The 17,041-nt window shown below is 72.1% G+C and carries 17 protein-coding genes and 1 pseudogene; 2 read left to right on the top strand and 16 right to left on the bottom strand.

Annotated features, from left to right (window positions below):
- Positions 1-2 precede the first annotated feature (2 nt).
- Positions 3-1,075, bottom strand: a pseudogene (locus tag EAO70_RS40455) (aspartate carbamoyltransferase catalytic subunit).
- A gap of 87 nt (positions 1,076-1,162) precedes the next feature.
- On the bottom strand, positions 1,163-1,729 hold the full coding sequence (gene pyrR / locus EAO70_RS24790; RefSeq protein WP_148004978.1) for a bifunctional pyr operon transcriptional regulator/uracil phosphoribosyltransferase PyrR: 567 nt from the start codon (positions 1,727-1,729) through the stop codon (positions 1,163-1,165).
- 258 nt (positions 1,730-1,987) lie between these two features.
- On the opposite strand from pyrR, the gene bldD reads away from it, so the two are divergent.
- On the top strand, positions 1,988-2,488 hold the full coding sequence (bldD, locus tag EAO70_RS24785) for a transcriptional regulator BldD (RefSeq protein ID WP_015032294.1): 501 nt from the start codon (positions 1,988-1,990) through the stop codon (positions 2,486-2,488).
- A gap of 190 nt (positions 2,489-2,678) precedes the next feature.
- Here bldD and nusB read toward each other — a convergent pair whose 3' ends face one another.
- The 14 genes from nusB to EAO70_RS24710 form a co-directional block, all read right to left on the bottom strand.
- Positions 2,679-3,116: a transcription antitermination factor NusB gene (nusB, locus tag EAO70_RS24780; protein WP_148004977.1), complete on the bottom strand. Its 438-nt coding sequence runs from the start codon at positions 3,114-3,116 to the stop codon at positions 2,679-2,681.
- A 1-nt stretch (position 3,117) separates the two neighbouring features.
- Positions 3,118-3,684 (bottom strand): elongation factor P, encoded by a 567-nt coding sequence (efp, locus tag EAO70_RS24775; RefSeq protein ID WP_030316297.1) that lies wholly within the window; start codon positions 3,682-3,684, stop codon positions 3,118-3,120.
- A 49-nt stretch (positions 3,685-3,733) separates the two neighbouring features.
- Positions 3,734-4,846 (bottom strand): aminopeptidase P family protein, encoded by a 1,113-nt coding sequence (locus tag EAO70_RS24770; RefSeq protein WP_148004976.1) that lies wholly within the window; start codon positions 4,844-4,846, stop codon positions 3,734-3,736.
- A gap of 107 nt (positions 4,847-4,953) precedes the next feature.
- Entirely contained in the window at positions 4,954-5,940 is a 987-nt protein-coding gene (locus EAO70_RS24765; RefSeq protein WP_410091348.1) for an AAA family ATPase, read from the bottom strand.
- A gap of 263 nt (positions 5,941-6,203) precedes the next feature.
- Complete coding sequence (aroQ, locus tag EAO70_RS24760; protein WP_148004975.1) at positions 6,204-6,650, bottom strand: type II 3-dehydroquinate dehydratase; 447 nt, start codon at positions 6,648-6,650, stop codon at positions 6,204-6,206.
- Entirely contained in the window at positions 6,647-7,744 is a 1,098-nt protein-coding gene (gene aroB, locus EAO70_RS24755) for a 3-dehydroquinate synthase (protein WP_148004974.1), read from the bottom strand. The genes aroQ and aroB overlap by 4 nt, the downstream gene beginning before the upstream one ends.
- A complete protein-coding gene (locus EAO70_RS24750; protein WP_148004973.1) occupies positions 7,741-8,262 on the bottom strand; it encodes a shikimate kinase in 522 nt (173 codons plus the stop codon). The genes aroB and EAO70_RS24750 overlap by 4 nt, the downstream gene beginning before the upstream one ends.
- A complete protein-coding gene (gene aroC / locus EAO70_RS24745; protein ID WP_148004972.1) occupies positions 8,259-9,443 on the bottom strand; it encodes a chorismate synthase in 1,185 nt (394 codons plus the stop codon). Before aroC ends, EAO70_RS24750 begins: the two co-directional genes overlap by 4 nt.
- Before the next feature lie 210 nt (positions 9,444-9,653).
- Complete coding sequence (locus EAO70_RS24740; protein ID WP_148004971.1) at positions 9,654-10,481, bottom strand: shikimate dehydrogenase; 828 nt, start codon at positions 10,479-10,481, stop codon at positions 9,654-9,656.
- Positions 10,481-12,307, bottom strand: coding sequence for an endolytic transglycosylase MltG (mltG, locus tag EAO70_RS24735; RefSeq protein ID WP_148004970.1), 1,827 nt, complete (start codon positions 12,305-12,307; stop codon positions 10,481-10,483). Before mltG ends, EAO70_RS24740 begins: the two co-directional genes overlap by 1 nt.
- Before the next feature lie 102 nt (positions 12,308-12,409).
- Positions 12,410-12,874, bottom strand: coding sequence for a Holliday junction resolvase RuvX (gene ruvX / locus EAO70_RS24725; RefSeq protein WP_148005333.1), 465 nt, complete (start codon positions 12,872-12,874; stop codon positions 12,410-12,412).
- A gap of 2 nt (positions 12,875-12,876) precedes the next feature.
- Entirely contained in the window at positions 12,877-15,546 is a 2,670-nt protein-coding gene (alaS, locus tag EAO70_RS24720) for an alanine--tRNA ligase (protein ID WP_148004969.1), read from the bottom strand.
- On the bottom strand, positions 15,546-15,902 hold the full coding sequence (locus tag EAO70_RS24715; protein WP_148004968.1) for a DUF6167 family protein: 357 nt from the start codon (positions 15,900-15,902) through the stop codon (positions 15,546-15,548). The genes alaS and EAO70_RS24715 overlap by 1 nt, the downstream gene beginning before the upstream one ends.
- Before the next feature lie 5 nt (positions 15,903-15,907).
- Positions 15,908-16,345 (bottom strand): DUF948 domain-containing protein, encoded by a 438-nt coding sequence (locus EAO70_RS24710; RefSeq protein WP_148004967.1) that lies wholly within the window; start codon positions 16,343-16,345, stop codon positions 15,908-15,910.
- A gap of 153 nt (positions 16,346-16,498) precedes the next feature.
- Between EAO70_RS24710 and EAO70_RS24705 the strand changes: the two genes are divergently transcribed.
- Positions 16,499-17,041: AAA family ATPase (locus EAO70_RS24705; RefSeq protein WP_261993010.1), on the top strand; the 543-nt coding region annotated here is incomplete at its 3' end.

Below are 17,041 nucleotides of genomic sequence, written 5' to 3'. Positions count from 1 at the left end.
GGTTACTTGCTCTCCTCGGTGCGGGGGGTGCTGGGGGAGGGGGCGGCGGAGTCGGAGTCGTTGCCGCCGAGCAGCAGGTAGAGGACGGCCATCCGGACGGAGACGCCGTTGGCGACCTGCTCGACGACCGTGCAGCGGTCGGAGTCGGCGACCTCGGCGGTGATCTCCATGCCGCGGACCATGGGGCCGGGGTGCATGACGATGGCGTGCTCCGGCATCTTCGCCATCCGCTCGCCGTCGAGCCCGTACCGGCGGGAGTACTCGCGCTCGGTGGGGAAGAAAGCGGCGTTCATCCGCTCCCGCTGCACGCGCAGCATCATGACGGCGTCGAGACCTGGCCCTGCGAGGTCTCGTACGACCTCGACCGCGTGCTGCCGAAGTCCGACGCCGTCATGATGCTGCGCGTGCAGCGGGAGCGGATGAACGCCGCTTTCTTCCCCACCGAGCGCGAGTACTCCCGCCGGTACGGGCTCGACGGCGAGCGGATGGCGAAGATGCCGGAGCACGCCATCGTCATGTGCAGCAGGTCGACGTTGGAGCGGGCGACCCGGCTGTGCAGGACGTCGCCGACGAGCGTGATCCGCTTGCCCGCGAGGTCCTGGCCGAGTCCGGCGTCGCGGCCGACGAGGCGGCGGCGCATGGTGAAGGCGTCCAGGAGGGCCTGGGTGGGGTGCTGGTGGGTGCCGTCGCCGGCGTTGATGACGGGGGCGTCGATCCAGCCGGAGGTGGCGAGGCGGTACGGGGCTCCGGAGGCGCCGTGGCGGATGACGACGGCGTCGACGCCCATGGCCTCCAGGGTCTGCGCGGTGTCCTTGAGGGACTCGCCCTTGGAGACGCTGGAGCCCTTGGCCGCGAAGTTGATGACGTCGGCGGAGAGGCGCTTCTCGGCGGCCTCGAAGGAGATCCGGGTCCGGGTGGAGTCCTCGAAGAACAGGTTGCAGACGGTCCGGCCGCGCAGGGTCGGCAGCTTCCGGATGGGCCGGTCGGCCACCCGGGCCATCTCCTCGGCGGTGTCGAGGATCAGGACGGCGTCGTCGCGGGTGAGGTCGGCGGCCGAGATGAGGTGGCGCATCATCGGTGAGTCTCTCCGTGGTGGGGAGGTGTGAGGGCATGCGGGGGCGCAGGGGGGTGCCCCGGCCCCGCGGGGGGAAAGCCGGTCCGGCTAGGCGGTGGGCCGGGCGCCGAGCAGGACGGTGTCGCGACCGTCCTCTTCGGCGAGCTGGACCTTGACCGTCTCCCGCAACGACGTGGGGAGGTTCTTGCCGACGTAGTCGGCGCGGATCGGAAGCTCGCGGTGGCCGCGGTCGACGAGGACGGCGAGCTGGACCGCGCGGGGGCGGCCGATGTCGCCGAGGGCGTCGAGGGCGGCGCGGATGGTGCGGCCGGAGAAGAGCACGTCGTCGACGAGGACGACCAGGCGGCCGTCGATGCCGTCACCGGGGATCTCGGTGCGGCCGAGGGCGCGGGCCGGCTTCAGCCGCAGGTCGTCCCGGTACATGGTGATGTCCAGGGAGCCGACCGGGGTCTTCGTGCCGGTGATCGATTCGAGCTTCTCGGCGAGCCGGCGGGCGAGGTAGACACCGCGGGTCGGGATGCCGAGGAGAACCACGTCGTCGGCGCCCTTGGCGCGCTCGACGATCTCGTGTGCGATGCGGGTCAGGACCCGCGCGATGTCCGGGGCCTCGAGAACGGGCCGCGCGTCGTCGCCGTACTTCTGCTGAGTGTCCATGAAGAAACGGACCTCCTTCTCCGCCTCACGGGACGGTTCTTAAAGGACGTCGGATGTGCGTCGACCACGATACCAGGGGCGCGCGGAGGCTTCACGGGCGCCCCTGCCCGCGCCGTCACCCCCGCCACGGACGCCGTCCCTCGGGAGGGGGCGGTACGGACCTTTCGGCTTGACGGGAAAGAGTAACGCTGCGTAACCTCACAGTGAGTTACCAGCCGCGCGGCGCAGCCGCATGTCGTCACAGCGTCCGGGAGCGTTATGTCCAGCGAATACGCAAAGCAGCTCGGGGCCAAACTCCGTGCCATCCGCACCCAGCAGGGTCTCTCGCTCCACGGGGTGGAGGAGAAGTCCCAGGGCCGCTGGAAGGCCGTCGTGGTCGGTTCGTACGAGCGCGGGGACCGCGCGGTGACCGTGCAGCGTCTTGCCGAGCTGGCCGACTTCTACGGTGTGCCGGTCCAGGAGCTCCTGCCGGGCACGACGCCCGGCGGCGCGGCCGAGCCGCCGCCGAAGCTCGTCCTGGACCTGGAGCGCCTGGCGCACGTCCCCCAGGAGAAGGCGGGCCCGCTCCAGCGGTACGCGGCGACGATCCAGTCGCAGCGCGGCGACTACAACGGCAAGGTGCTGTCGATCCGTCAGGACGACCTGCGCACCCTGGCCGTGATCTACGACCAGTCCCCCTCGGTCCTCACCGAGCAGCTCATCAGCTGGGGCGTCCTGGACGCGGACGCGCGCCGCGCGGTCGCCCACGAGGAGAACTGACCCCTTCGGGGGAGCCAGCAGAAACGTACCGCCGGGCCCGTGAACGTCATCCGACGTTCACGGGCCCGTCGCGTGTGCGGGGACGACGGCCGTCGCCCTCGCTCACGGAGACGTCGGCCCTCGGGGACGCCGATGGGGCCCGCAGCACGGGTGCTGCGGGCCCCATCAGCTGCTGGTGACGTCTCCGGACTCAGACGTCCGCGTCCCGGCGCAGGCGCGGCTTCAGGTCCTTGAAGCGCGCCAGCAGGCCGTTGACGAAGGTCGGGGACTCGTCCGTGGAGAACTCCTTGGCGAGCTGCACCGCCTCGTCGATCGCGACCGCGTCCGGCGTGCCGTCCTCCCAGATCAGCTCGTACGCCCCGAGGCGCACGATGTTCCGGTCGGCGACGGGCATCCGGTCGAGGTCCCAGTCCACCGCGTAGGTCGCGATGAGCTCGTCGATACGCGCCACGTGGGACGCGTACCCCTCGACCAGCTGCATGGTGAAGTCGTTCACCGGCGGCTGGCGGTCGTCCGACCGCGCGTGCCGGACCTGGTCCGCGAGCACCTCCGTGACGGTGGCGCCGCGCTGGTCCGCCTCGAAGAGGATCTGGAAGGCGCGCTTGCGGGCGTTGCTCCGAGCGGCCACGCTACTTGTTCACCCGGCCGAGGTAGTCGCTGGTGCGGGTGTCGACCTTGATCTTCTCACCGGTGGTGATGAAGAGCGGGACCTGGATCTCGTGGCCGGTCTCCAACGTGGCGGGCTTGGTGCCGCCGGTGGAGCGGTCGCCCTGGACACCGGGGTCGGTGTGCTTGATCGTCAGCTCGACGGCGGCCGGGAGCTCGACGTAGAGCACCTCGCCCTCGTGCTGCGCGACCGAGGCGGTGAAGCCCTCGATGAGGAAGTTGGCGGCGTCGCCGACGGACTTGCGGTCGACCATCAGCTGGTCGTAGGTCTGCTCGTCCATGAAGACGAAGTAGTCGCCGTCCATGTAGGAGAACTGCATGTCGCGGCGGTCGATGGTGGCCGTCTCGACCTTCACGCCGGCGTTGAAGGTCTTGTCGACGACCTTGCCGGACAGCACGTTCTTGAGCTTGGTGCGCACGAAGGCCGGGCCCTTGCCGGGCTTGACGTGCTGGAACTCGACGACGGACCAGAGCTGGCCCCCGTCGAGCTTGAGCACCATGCCGTTCTTGAGGTCGTTCGTGGAAGCCACGGTTGCGGAATCTCCTGGACTGACGTGGGACCAGGGAGACGTCCGCGCCCTACAGCGCGAGCAGCTCCTTGGTCGTGATGGTGAGTAGCTCGGGTCCGCCGTCCGCCTCCTGGCGCACGACGAGCGTGTCATCGATCCGGACCCCGCCCCGTCCCGGGAGGTGAACCCCCGGTTCGACGGTGACCGGCACACAAGCGTCCAGTTTACCCATGGCCGAGGGTGAGAGCTGCGGGTCCTCGTCGATTTCGAGCCCCACCCCGTGCCCGGTGAGGGGTACGGCGGCCTCTCCGTGCCCCGCCGCGTGCAGGATCTGGCGGGCGGCCCGGTCCACGTCCCGGTACTCGGCGCCCGGTGTCAGGGACTCCCGGCCGGCCCGCTGAGCGGCGAAGACGAGCTCGTACAGCTCGATCTGCCAGTCGGCCGGCGTCGTGCCGATGACGAAGGTGCGGCCGATCTCGCACCGGTAGCCGCGGTAGTCGGCGCCGAGGCAGACCGAGAGGAAATCGCCCTCCTCGACCCGGCGGTCGGTGGGCCGGTGCCCGCGGCGGCCGGAGTGCGGGCCGGTCGCGACCGAGGTCGGGAAGGCCGCCCCGTCGGCGCCGTGGTCGACGAGCCGCCGCTCCAGCTCCAGGGCGAGGTGCCGCTCGGTCCGGCCCACCAGGATCGACTCCAGGAGCTCGCCGAGGGCCTGGTCGGCGATCTCCGCGGCGATCCGGAGGCAGGCGATCTCGTCCTCGTCCTTGACGATCCTCAGCTGCTCCACGGCGCAGGCCAGGTCGGCCAGCCGCAGTCCGGGCACGGCGGCGCCCATGGCCCGGTGCCGGGCCACGGTCAGGTCGTGCTCCTCGACCGCCAGCGCGTCGGCGCCCGCCCGGCGGGCGAGGTCGACCGCGGCGACGGCCGGATCCCCGCCGCCCGCGGAGAGCACCTGCCTGCGCAGGAGTTCGTCGAGCCGTCCGTCGGCCGGTTCGCCGGTCGGGGCGACCGGGCAGAGCAGGACGTCCGCCTCTGGCTCGGGCCCGACGAGGAGGACGGCGCCCGCGGGCGAGCCGCCCGCGAGATAGCGGACGTTGGCGGGGCGGGAGACCAGGGCCGCCGGGCTGCCCGCGGCCGCGCACCGGTCGCGCAGCCGTACACGGCGGTCCGCATACACCTCTGACATGCTCCGAGCCTACGAGCAGGGCGCCGCGGCGGCCTGTTCAGGACGGCCGACCGGGCGGGACCCCGCCGCACGGCGGGGGCTGTCCGCTCCCCCGGGCCCGGGGCGGCTCACCAGGTGGGCGGGCTGGCGATCGCGCGGGCCAGGACGTCGTCGAGCACCCGGGCGGTGGTCTCGACGTCGTACGTGGAGTTGTCGATGATCGGCAGTCCGGAGCCGTACCAGCCGGCCATCCGCCCGTGGATGGCGGCGACCTCCTCGTCCGAGAGGCGGCGGTTGCCGCTGCGCTCGGCGTTGCGCTCCAGGACGACCTCCAGGCCGGGCAGCAGCACCACGGGCAGCAGGCCGGGGCCGACGTGGCGCTTCCAGCCGCCGAGGCCGACGACGGGCCGGTCGGGGAAGACGGCGTCGTCGACGATGCAGGAGATGCCGTTGGCGAGGAAGTTGCGCGCGGCGAAGCCGCAGGTGCGGCGGGCGAGCCGGTACTGCGCCTCGGAGTGCTCGTTCCAGCCGGACTGCGGGTCGGCGAAGCCGGAGCAGACCCACTCGCGGACGTCATCGAGGCTGATGTGCGCGGTGGGCACCCGGCGGCGCTGCGCCCAGTGCCGGGCGACGGTGGTCTTGCCGGCCCCGGCGGGGCCGATGAGCAGCACGGCGAGGGTCGCGGCGCCGGTCCCGCCGCCGTGCTCCACGGCGGGCGCGAGCGGCGCGGTCACGGGCGGCAGCGGCACCTGGCCGGTGAGGTCGGCGCGCGGGGACGGCCCGCCGGGGCGCTGCGGTCCGCCCGGGTGGTGGGGGCCGCCGGAAGGCGGCACCGCTCCGGAGCCGCCCCAGGTTCCGGGACCGGCGGGGGGCGCGGAGTTCGGGGGCCCGGGCGTGCCGGCCCGGACGGCCGGGTGCACGCCGAGCCGGGATCCGGTCGGCGGCCCCTGGTACGGGGCGCCGGGCGGAGGCGGTGGTATCGGCGGCAGCCCGCCGGGCACACCGGCGACCGGCCCGCCGCCGGGCACGGCGGACGAGGGCCCCGTCCCGGCTTCGAGGCCCGGTCCTGTCCCCGTACCGGCGGCTCCGGGGACGCCTCCCGGGCCGGGAGCCATCCCGGTGCCGACCCCAGGTCCGGTCACCGTCCCGGGGACGCCCCCGGGCAGGGAGGCGGCTCCGGGGACGCCCCCCGGGCCGGTGCCGGGGCCGGTTGCCCGGCCCGGTCGCTCCGGCGGTGGCAGCGGACCCCCCACTGCGTGCTGCATCCGGTCCCACTCCGTCTCGTACGCCTGTTGTAGCCGGTGTATCCGGTGCGCCGGAACGTTACCGCCCCCGGCCCCCGCCAGGGGAACGGCCGGGGCCTCTTCCTCGTGCCCTGTCAGCCCGTCAGTTCCTCGGCGAGCGCCCGCAGGGCCAGCCGGTAGGAGCCGATGCCGAACCCGGCGACCGTCCCGGTGGCCACGGCCGCGACGACCGAGGTGTGCCGGAACTCCTCCCGGGCGTACGGGTTCGAGATGTGGACCTCGATCAGCGGCGCGGTCCGCTGGGCGGCCGCGTCGCGCATCCCGTACGAGTAGTGCGTGAACGCACCGGGGTTGATCACGACCGGGACCGAGCCGTCCGCCGCCTCGTGCAGCCAGCGGATCATCTCGCCCTCGTCGTTCGTCTCCCGCACCTCGACGTCGAAGCCGAGCTCCGCGCCGAGGGTCGTGCAGGACTCGACGAGCCCCTTGTAGCTGGTGGCGCCGTAGATGTCGGGCTCGCGGGAGCCGAGCCGCCCCAGGTTGGGGCCGTTGAGCACCAGGACCGGGCGGAGGCCGCTCACGCGGACACCTCGCCGTAGGCCGCGATCAGCACCGCCGGGTCGGGGCCCTCCAGGACGGTCGGCTTGCCGATGCCGTCCAGGACGATGAAGCGGAGCAGGTCGCCGCGGGACTTCTTGTCGACCCGCATGGTCTCCAGGAGCTTGGGCCACTGGTCGCCGCGGTAGGTGAGCGGCAGGCCGACGGACTCCAGGATCGCGCGGTGCCGGTCGGCGGTGGCGTCGTCGAGGCGGCCGGCGAGGCGGCCCAGCTCGGCGGCGAAGACCATGCCGACGGAGACGGCGGCGCCGTGGCGCCACTTGTACCGCTCGTTCTTCTCGATGGCGTGCGCGAGGGTGTGCCCGTAGTTGAGGATCTCCCGGCGGCCGGACTCCTTGAGGTCGCCGGAGACGACCTCGGCCTTGACCCGGATCGACCGGACGAGCAGCTCGGCGGTGTGCGGGCCGGCCGGGGTGCGGGCGGCCTGCGGGTCCTCCTCGATGAGGTCGAGGATGACGGGGTCGACGATGAAGCCGGCCTTGATGATCTCCGCGAGGCCGCTGACGTAGTCGTTCACCGGCAGCGAGTCGAGCGCGGCCAGGTCGCAGAGGACCCCGGCGGGCGGGTGGAAGGCGCCGACGAGGTTCTTGCCCTCGGCCGTGTTGATGCCGGTCTTGCCGCCGACGGCCGCGTCGACCATCGCGAGGACGGTGGTCGGTACGGCGATCCAGCGGACGCCCCGGAGCCAGCTCGCGGCGACGAAGCCCGCGAGGTCCGTGGTGGCGCCGCCACCGACGCCGACGATGACGTCGCTGCGGGTGAAGCCGGTCTGGCCGAGCGCCTTCCAGCAGTAGGCGGCGACCTCGACGGTCTTCGCCTCCTCGGCGTTCGGCACCTGGATGGCGACCGCCTCGTAGCCCTGCTCGGCGAGGTCCGCGCGCAGCGCCTCGCCGGTGTCGGCGAGCGCCTCCGGGTGGATCACCGCGACCCGCTTGGCCCGGGTGCCGATGAGGGCCGGGAGCTCGCCGAGCAGCTGCCGGCCGACCAGCACCTCGTACGGATCCGTGCCGGCGCTGCCCCCGACGTGGATACGGGTGACTTCCTGGTCCGTCGTCATGCGTCCTTCTTCAGATCCAGTGCCGCGAGGACCGCGTCCGCGACCTCGTCGGGGGTGCGGTCGTCGGTGGTGACGACGGTCCGGGCGACTTCGGTGTAAAGGTGGCGCCGGGCGTCCATCAGCTCGCGCCACTGCCGGCGCGGGTTGACGGCCAGCAGCGGGCGCGCGGTGTTGAGGCCGACGCGACGGACCGCCTCCTCGACGTCCATCGAGAGGTACGCGACGGGCAGCCCCGCGAGCAGGGCGCGGGTCCCGGCGTCGAGGATCGCGCCGCCGCCGAGGGAGAGGACGCCATCGTGCCCGGCGAGGGCCGCGGCGACCGCGTCCCGCTCCAGGGCGCGGAAGTGCTCCTCCCCGTCCTCGACGAAGATGTCGGAGATCTCACGGCCCTCGGCGGCGACGATGTCGGCGTCGGTGTCCCGGTAGGGCGCGCCCAGCTTCTCGGCCAGGAGCGCGCCCACCGTGGACTTGCCGGACCCCATGGGCCCGACGAGGACGACCAGGGGACCGCCGGTCACCGGATGCGCAGGTTGTCGAGGTACGACCGGACGTTGCGGCGGGTCTCGGGGACGCTGTCGCCGCCGAACTTCTCGACGACGGCGTCGGCGAGCACGAGCGCGACCATGGCCTCGGCGACGATGCCGGCCGCGGGGACCGCGCAGACGTCGGAGCGCTGGTGGTGGGCCTGGGTGGCCTCGCCGGTGGCGACGTCGACGGTGGCGAGGGCGCGGGGCACGGTCGCGATGGGCTTCATCGCGGCACGGACGCGCAGCAGCTCGCCGGTGGTCAGGCCGCCCTCGGTGCCGCCGGAGCGGCCGGAGGTGCGCCGAATGCCCTCGTCGGTCTTCACGATCTCGTCGTGGGCCTGGGAGCCGGGCACGCGGGCCAGCTCGAAGCCGTCGCCGACCTCGACGCCCTTGATGGCCTGGATGCCCATGAGGGCGGAGGCGAGCCGCGCGTCGAGACGGCGGTCCCAGTGGACGTGGGAGCCGAGGCCGACGGGCACGCCGTACGCCAGCACCTCGACGACGCCGCCGAGGGTGTCGCCGTCCTTGTGGGCCTGGTCGATCTCGGCGACCATCGCCTTCGACGCGTCGGCGTCGAGGCAGCGGACCGGGTCGGCGTCGAGCTTCTCGACGTCGGCGGGGGTCGGGTAGACGCCGTACGGCGCCTTGGCCGCGGCCAGCTCGACGACGTGCGAGACGATCTCGATGCCCGCGGTCTCCTTGATGAAGGAGCGGGCGATCGCGCCGAGGGCGACGCGGGCGGCGGTCTCGCGGGCGCTGGCGCGCTCCAGGATCGGCCGGGCCTCGTCGAAGCCGTACTTCTGCATGCCGGCGAGGTCGGCGTGACCGGGACGCGGCCGGGTCAGGGGGGCGTTGCGGCCCGTCTCCTTGAGTTCGGAGGGGTCGACGGGGTCGGCCGCCATGACCTTCTCCCACTTGGGCCACTCGGTGTTGCCGACCATGACGGCGATCGGGGAACCCAGGGAGAGTCCGTGCCGGACTCCGCCGAGGAAGGTGATCTCGTCCTGCTCGAACTTCATCCGGGCGCCGCGCCCATAGCCGAGGCGTCGCCGCGCGAGGTGGTCGGCCACCAGCTCAGTGGTGACCGGGACACCGGCGGGGAGGCCCTCCAGTGTCGCGACCAGCGCGGGTCCGTGGGATTCCCCAGCGGTCAGCCAACGCAACCTGCTCAACGATGCTCCTCATGCTCGCGCCTGGGTACTGCGACGGCGCGACCGGGTGCGCGGCCCTGGCCCGCCACCACTGATCCTCCCACGTCCGGTGGACGAACCCGTCCTCCGGTCCAGCTGTCGGACGCGGGACCCGCCGTTCCCGGACACCGCGGAGACCGGACACGGCCCGATCCGCGGCCCGATCCGCGGCCCGATCGGACAGGGCGCCCCCTAGCGGGCGGCCAGCGCCCGCTCGCCCGCCGCGCGCATCGCGGCCAGCGGCGCCCGGGGGACGCCGGTCATCTGTTCGACCTGGAGGACGGCCTGGTGGACCAGGAGGTCGAGTCCCCCGACGACCTTGCCGCCGCGGTCGGACCAGGCCGCGGCGAGCGCCGTCGGCCAGGGGTCGTACAGGACGTCGAAGAGGGTCCCGACGGCGTCGGGGACGGCGCTCGCCAGGGCGTTCGTCGTGCCGGCCGGGGTGGTCGCGACGACCAGCGGGGACGCGAAGGCCTCCGCCGCGTCGTCCCAGGCGGCCGTGCGGACCTCCACGCCGAGCCGCTCGCCCCAGCCGCGCATCTCCTCGGCCCGCGCCTCGCTGCGTACGTACGCGGTGACCGGTCCGTCGCAGATCCGGGCGAGCGCGGCGAGCGCGGAGGAGGCGGTGGCGCCCGCGCCGAGGACCGCCGCCGACTCCACTTTCTCGACGCCCCGCTCCCGCAGGGCGGCGAGCATGCCGGGGATGTCGGTGTTGTCGCCGGTCCGTCGCCCGTCCCCGTGGAGGACGACCGTGTTGACGGCCTCGACCGACGCGGCCGTGTCGGTGATCCCGTCGAGCAGCGGGATGACCGCCCGCTTGAGCGGCATGGTCAGCGACAGTCCGGCCCAGCTGCCGTCGAGCTCGCCGACGAATCCGGGCAGCCCCGCCTCGTCGATCTCGAAGCGGTCGTACGACCAGTCGTCGAGCCCGAGCGCGGCGTACGCGGCCCGGTGCAGCACCGGGGAGAGCGAGTGCGCGATCGGCGATCCCAGGACCGCCGCGCGCCGTGCTGCCGCCATCAGTTCTTCCTCGACTCGTTGAACTCGTCGACGAGTTTCTGGTGCTCGGCGTTCGTCCGCGTGAACTTGGAGCTCTTGCCGTCGAGCGAGATGAAGTAGTACCAGCCGTCGTGCGTCGGGTTGAGCGTGCCCTGCAGGGCCTCCAGACCGGGGTTGCCGATCGGACCGGGCGGCAGGCCCTTGACGAAGTACGTGTTGTACGGGCTGTTGTACTTCCGGACCTCCGCCAGCGAGAGGTCCAGCTTGCTCTGGTTCTTGATGTAGTTGTACGTCGAGTCGAACTCGAGACCGCCGTAGGTCTGCGGGTTCGAGGGCTTGAGCCGGTTGTAGACGACCTCTCCCATCTTGCGGAAGTCGTCGTGCGAGGTGCCCTCCGCCTGGACGAGGCTGGCGATCGTGACGAGCTGCCAGGGGCTGTCGACGCCGAGCTGCTTCGCCTTGGCGTCGAGTTCGAGCTTGTCGTACTCCTGGCTCGCGCGGCTCACCATCTTGCGCAGCGCGTCCTCGGGCTTGCTGCCCTTCGCCACGGGGTAGCTGGCGGGGAAGAGGAATCCTTCCAGCGGGTCCTTGACGTTCTGGTGGTTCTTCGCCCAGTCCGGGAGGCCGAGGGTGTCGGCCTTGGTCTTCGCGATGTCCTTCGTCGTCCCGGGTTCGAGACCGAGCTTCTTGTCGATCTGCTCGTAGACCCAGACGTTCCGCCGGCCTTCGGGAATGACGAAATTACTCTGGCTCGCCGGGTCGAGCATCATCGTGACGGCGCTCTCCGCCGACATCTCCTTCTTGAGCGTGTAGACGCCCGCCTGGATCGAGGTGCCCTTGGGGTTCCGCAGCTGCGCGGAGACGAAGGCGTCGACGCTCTTGACGACGCCCGCCTTCTTCAGGATGTTGCCGATCTCGTTGCCGAACGCGCCCTTGGGGATCTCGACCTGCACGTCCCCGCTGCCGCTGCCCGCGTAGTCCTCCGCCGCCCCGAACTTGCCCTGCCAGAACTGATAGCCGAAGTAGCCGACGCCGCCGACGCCGCCGGCCAGCACCAGCGCGACGACGAGGCAGGCCACGCCGTTCTTGCCCTTGCGCTTGTTGTCCTTGCTCCGGCGCTCGCGGTCGCGGTCGCCGCCGCGGGAGCCCCGGCCGCGGCCGGAATCCTCCTCGTACGCGTCGTCGTCCGGGTCCTCCTCGCCGGTGAAGAAGGGGTGCTTCTCCTCCTCCGGCTCGGGGCGCGCCTCCTCCTCCGGGGCCCAGTCGACGACGGGCTCCGGCGGGTTCTGGCGGCGGCCGGGAGGCTGGGGCGGGGGGTACGCCTCGGGCGTGCCGTAGAGGTCGGGGTTCTGGCCGCCGTACGGATCGGCCGGGGTCCCGCCGTACGGCATCGCCGCCTGGCCCGTCTCCCAGTTGCCGTCGTACTGCTGTCCGAGGTGCCCGGGCGTGTCGTAGCCGCCCTGGTACCCCGTCCCGTACTGCTGCTGTTGCTGTTGCTGGTGATCCTGGGGCTGCTGCTGTTGCTGCTGCTCGTAGGACTGCTGGTACTGCTGCGGCGCGTGGTGCTGCGCCTGCTGCTGGTACTGCGCCTGCGGATCGACGTACCCCTGCGGCTGTTGCTGGTACTGCTGGGCATGCTGCTGCTGGTAGGGGTCGGCCTCGTACCCCTGGGGAACCTGGCCGGTCTGACCGCCCTGCCCGTACGGGTCCTGGTAGCCCTGGCCGTACTGGTTTGCCTGCTGCGGGTGCGGGTAGTGCTGCTGCTGGCCCTCCCACCCCTGGTCCCCGTACAACGGGTCCCCGGGGTGCCACGGTTCGGAGCCGGGGCTCCGGCCATACTCAGTCATCGATCCCCAAAACAGCCGCGAGGCTTCCGGACGATCCGCCTCTACGTAGTGCGGCAGCTGTTCGAACACCGCCGCATCGCGCGGAACGTTACCGTATCGCGATCAGATGACCACTTCGACGCCCTCACCGGGCGGATTACCTGATACCCGTTCGGACTCAAGAGCGTTCTGAAGGATGATCACAGCGGCGGCCTGGTCGATGACGGACCGCCCCTTCCTGGCCTTCACCCCGGAGGCCCGCAGGCCCTGGGTCGCGGTGACCGTGGTCATCCGCTCGTCGACCAGCCGGACCGGTACCGGCGCGATGCCCCTGGCCATCTCCCCCGCGAAGGCACGGACCTTGGTGGCGGCCGGACCCTCCCGCCCGCTGAGCGAGCGGGGCAGTCCCACGACGACCTCGATCGGCTCGTACTCCGCGACGATCTGGCGGAGCCGCCGGTGGGCGGCCGGGACGTCACGTCCCGGCACGGTCTCCACCGGCGTGGCGAGGACCCCGTCGGGGTCGCACGAGGCGACCCCGATCCGGGCGTCCCCGACGTCGACCGCGAGACGGCGGCCTCGACGCATCGTCACGCCGTCTCCACCACGAGGCGCTCGACGGCGGCGATGGCCTCGCCGACGGCCTCCGGGTTCTGGCCGCCGCCCTGGGCGACGTCCGGCTTGCCGCCGCCACCGCCACCGAGGGTCTTGGCCGCCGTGCGGACCAGCTCGCCGGCCTTGAGGCCGCGCTCGCGGGCGGCCTCGTTGGTGGCGATGACCGTGAGCGGCTTGCCGTTGACCGTGGTGAACAGGGCGACGACGGCCGGGCGGTCCGACGGGATGCGGCCGCGGACGTCCAGGACCAGCCTGCGCAGGTCGTCGGCGCCGGTGCCGTCCTGCACCGTGCCGGTGACGAGGGCGAGGCCGCGGATGTCCCGGGCGGAGTCGACGAGACCGGCGGCGGCCTGGAGGACCTTCTCCGCGCGGAACTTCTCGATCTCCTTCTCGGCGTCCTTGAGCTTGCCGAGCATGGCGGAGATCTTCTCGGGAAGCTCCTCCGGACGTCCCTTGACCAGCTCCTGCAGCTGGGCGACGACCGTGTGCTCGCGGGCGAGGAAGTTGTACGCGTCGACGCCGACGAGGGCCTCGATACGGCGCACACCGGAGCCGATGGAGGACTCGCCGAGCAGCTTCACCAGGCCCAGCTGGGCGGTGTTGCCGACGTGCGTGCCGCCGCACAGCTCCTTGGAGAAGTCGCCGATGGTGACGACGCGGACGTGCTCGCCGTACTTCTCGCCGAACTCGGCGATGGCGCCCTGGCGCTTGGCCTCGTTGATCGGCATGACCTCGGCGTGGACCTCCAGCTCGCGCGCGAGGACCTCGTTGATCTTCTGCTCGACGTCGGTGAGGACCGTGCCGGGGACGGCGTTCGGCGAGCCGAAGTCGAAGCGGAAGCGGCCCGGCTGGTTCTCCGAACCGGCCTGGGCGGCCGTCGGGCCGAGCGCGTCGCGCAGCGCCTGGTGGGTCAGGTGGGTGGCCGAGTGGGCGCGGGCGATGGCCCGGCGGCGGCGCACGTCGATGCTGGCGTAGGCGCTGGCGCCCACGGTGACCTCGCCGACCTGCACGGAGCCCTTGTGCACGGAGACACCGGGGACCGGCTGCTGGACGTCGCGGACCTCGATGACCGCGCCGCTGTGCAGCCTGATCCGGCCCTGGTCGGCGATCTGGCCGCCGCCCTCGGCGTAGAAGGGGGTGCGGTCCAGGACGACCTCGACGTCGTCGCCCTCGGTGGCGGCCGGCGAGGGGACGCCGTTGACGAGGAGGCCGACGACCGTGGTCTCGCCCTCCAGGTTGGTGTAGCCCGTGAACTCGGTGGCGCCGCTGGTGTCGGCGATCTCCCGGTACGCGGTCATGTCGGCGTGGCCGGTCTTCTTGGCCTTGGCGTCGGCCTTGGCGCGGTCCCGCTGCTCCTTCATCAGACGGCGGAAGCCGTCCTCGTCCACGGAGAGGCCCTGCTCGGAGGCCATCTCCAGGGTGAGGTCGATCGGGAAGCCCCAGGTGTCGTGGAGCAGGAACGCCTTGTCACCGGAGAGGATCGTGCCGCCGGCGGCCTTGGTCTCGGTCACGGCGGTGTCGAGGATGTTGGTGCCGCCCTTGAGGGCCTTCAGGAAGGCGGCCTCTTCGGCGAGGGCGACGGTCTCGATGCGCTTGCGGTCGGTGACCAGCTCCGGGTACTGCTCGCCCATCGTGTCGATCACGGTGTCGACGAGCTCCTGGACGACCGGACCGGTGGCGCCGAGCAGACGCATGTTGCGGACGGCGCGGCGCATGATGCGGCGCAGCACGTAGCCGCGGCCCTCGTTGCCGGGGGTGACGCCGTCGCCGATGAGCATGACCGAGGTGCGCATGTGGTCGGCGACCACGCGGAGCGAGACGTCGCTGTCCTTGGCCTTGCCGTAGGCGACGCCGGTGAGCGCGGTGGCCTTGTCGATGACGACCTGGAGGGTGTCCGTCTCGTACATGTTCTGGACGCCCTGGAGGATCATCGCCAGGCGCTCCAGGCCGAGACCCGTGTCGATGTTCTTCGACGGCAGCTCGCCGAGGATCGGGAAGTTCTCCTTGTCGGAGCCCTCGCCGCGCTCGTACTGCATGAAGACCAGGTTCCAGATCTCCACGTACCGCTCGTCGTTGACGGCCGGGCCGCCCTCGACGCCGAACTCGGGGCCGCGGTCGTAGTTGATCTCGGAGCAGGGGCCGCAGGGTCCGGGGACCCCCATCGACCAGTAGTTGTCCTTCTTGCCGAGGCGCTGGATGCGCTCGGCGGGGACGCCGACGACGTCACGCCAGATCTGCTCGGCCTCGTCGTCCTCCTGGTAGACGGTGATCCAGAGCTTCTCCGGCTCGAGCCCGTAGCCGCCGTGCTCGACCGAGGAGGTCAGCAGCTCCCAGGCGAGCTTGATGGCGCCTTCCTTGAAGTAGTCGCCGAAGGAGAAGTTGCCGCACATCTGGAAGAACGTGCCGTGACGGGTGGTCTTGCCGACCTCTTCGATGTCCGGGGTGCGCACGCACTTCTGCACGCTGGACGCGCGCGTGTAGGGCGGCTTGACCTCACCCAGGAAGTAGGGCTTGAAGGGCACCATGCCGGCCGGGACGAGCAGCAGAGTCGGGTCGTCCGCGATGAGCGACGCCGAAGGGACGACGGTGTGCCCGCGCTCCTCGAAGAAGCTCAGCCAGCGGCGGCGGATTTCAGCCGACTCCATCAGTGGTCCTCATTCCGGTTGTACGAGATCGGGGGAATTGCATGCGTGGTGGGGTGCGGGGCGGCGCCGAGCACACCCCGGCGGCGCGGCTCCGGAAGCTCCCTGGCCTGGGCCGGGTGCGGCTCGACGGGGGCGTCGAGGCCGAGCGCCTCCTCCAGTTCGGCCTCCCGCTGGACCATGCCCGCCCTCACGTCGAGGGCGAAGTCCTTGAGGCGGTGGCCGGTCTCGACAGCCTTGTTCGCGGCCTGGGCCGCGAGGCTCTCGGGGGTCAGCTGCTTCAGCTTCCGGTTGACCTTGGCGGTGGCCCACACGCCGGCGGCTGCGCCGGCCGTGAACCAGAACGTGCGGCGGAACATCGCGGCTAGCCCTTCTGCTTCCGGCGTCGCGAGGACGGCACGGTACGGCCCACGACCACAGTGCGGCGCGAGGAGGCCCTCGGCGCGTCCGCGCCGTCCCCGCCCCGGCCGAGCGCCCTGCGCACCCCGTAGCCGAAGGCGGCGATCTTGACGAGCGGACCACCGAAGGTGGACGCGACGGTGGAGGAGAGCGCGGAGGCGTTGGAGGTGACCTCCTGGACGTCCGAGGCGATGGCGTCGACCCGGTCGAGCTGGGTCTGGGCCGAGCGGACGGTCGCCGAGGCGTCGGCCAGCAGGGGAACGGCCTGCTCCGTCACGTCCGCCACCATCCTGGTCGTCGCCCTGAGCGTCTGCGCCAGCCTCACCAGAACCACGGCGAGGAAGGAGACCAGGATCGCCCAGAAGACGGCCACCAGGATCCCGGCAACCTCACCACCGGTCACGCTGCACCGCTCTCTGCTGTCGTTGGGCCTGGAAGTCGTCCTCCGACCCTATCGCGCCCGGGCTGCGGCCCCGAACCGCATTACCTCCGCGGGAACGGGAGTTGCGGGAACCGATTGTACGGAGCGCGCAGGGGTGAGTACGCTCCGTGTCCCATGCGACGGAGCAATCTCCCGGCGGAGCTCAACCGGTTCGTCGGACGGACCACCGAGCAGGCCGCACTGACGGCGCTCCTCGGGACGTCCCGCCTGGTCACGGTCGTGGGCGTGGGCGGGGTCGGCAAGACCAGGCTCGCGCTGCGGACCGCCACGGAGGTGCAGAAACGCTACGGCGACGGGGTCCGGCTCGCCGGTCTCGCACCGCTGCGCGACCCCGGCCTGATCGCGTACGCCCTGGTCGAGGCGTTCGACCTGACCGACCACACCCCCCGGCAGCCGCGCGAGGTCCTGGTGGAGCACCTCGCTGAGCGCCGGACCCTGCTGGTCCTGGACGGCTTCGAGCACCTGGTGGAGGACTGCGCGCCGCTCGTACGGGAACTCCTGGAGCGGGCGCCCGGCCTGACCGTCCTCGCCGCGGGCCGGCGGCCCCTGCGGGTGCCGGGCGAGACGGTGTTCCCGCTGGCGCCGCTGGGCGAGGCGGACGCGGTGGAGCTGCTGGCGGAGCGGGCCGCGGAGGCGGRGGCGCCCGCCGTCGAGACC

This window comes from Streptomyces sp. adm13(2018) (assembly GCF_008042145.1).
Classification (GTDB): Bacteria; Actinomycetota; Actinomycetes; order Streptomycetales; family Streptomycetaceae; genus Streptomyces.
The sequence above is the reverse complement of the archived record's forward strand: the minus strand, read 5'-3'. Positions and strand labels throughout refer to the sequence as shown.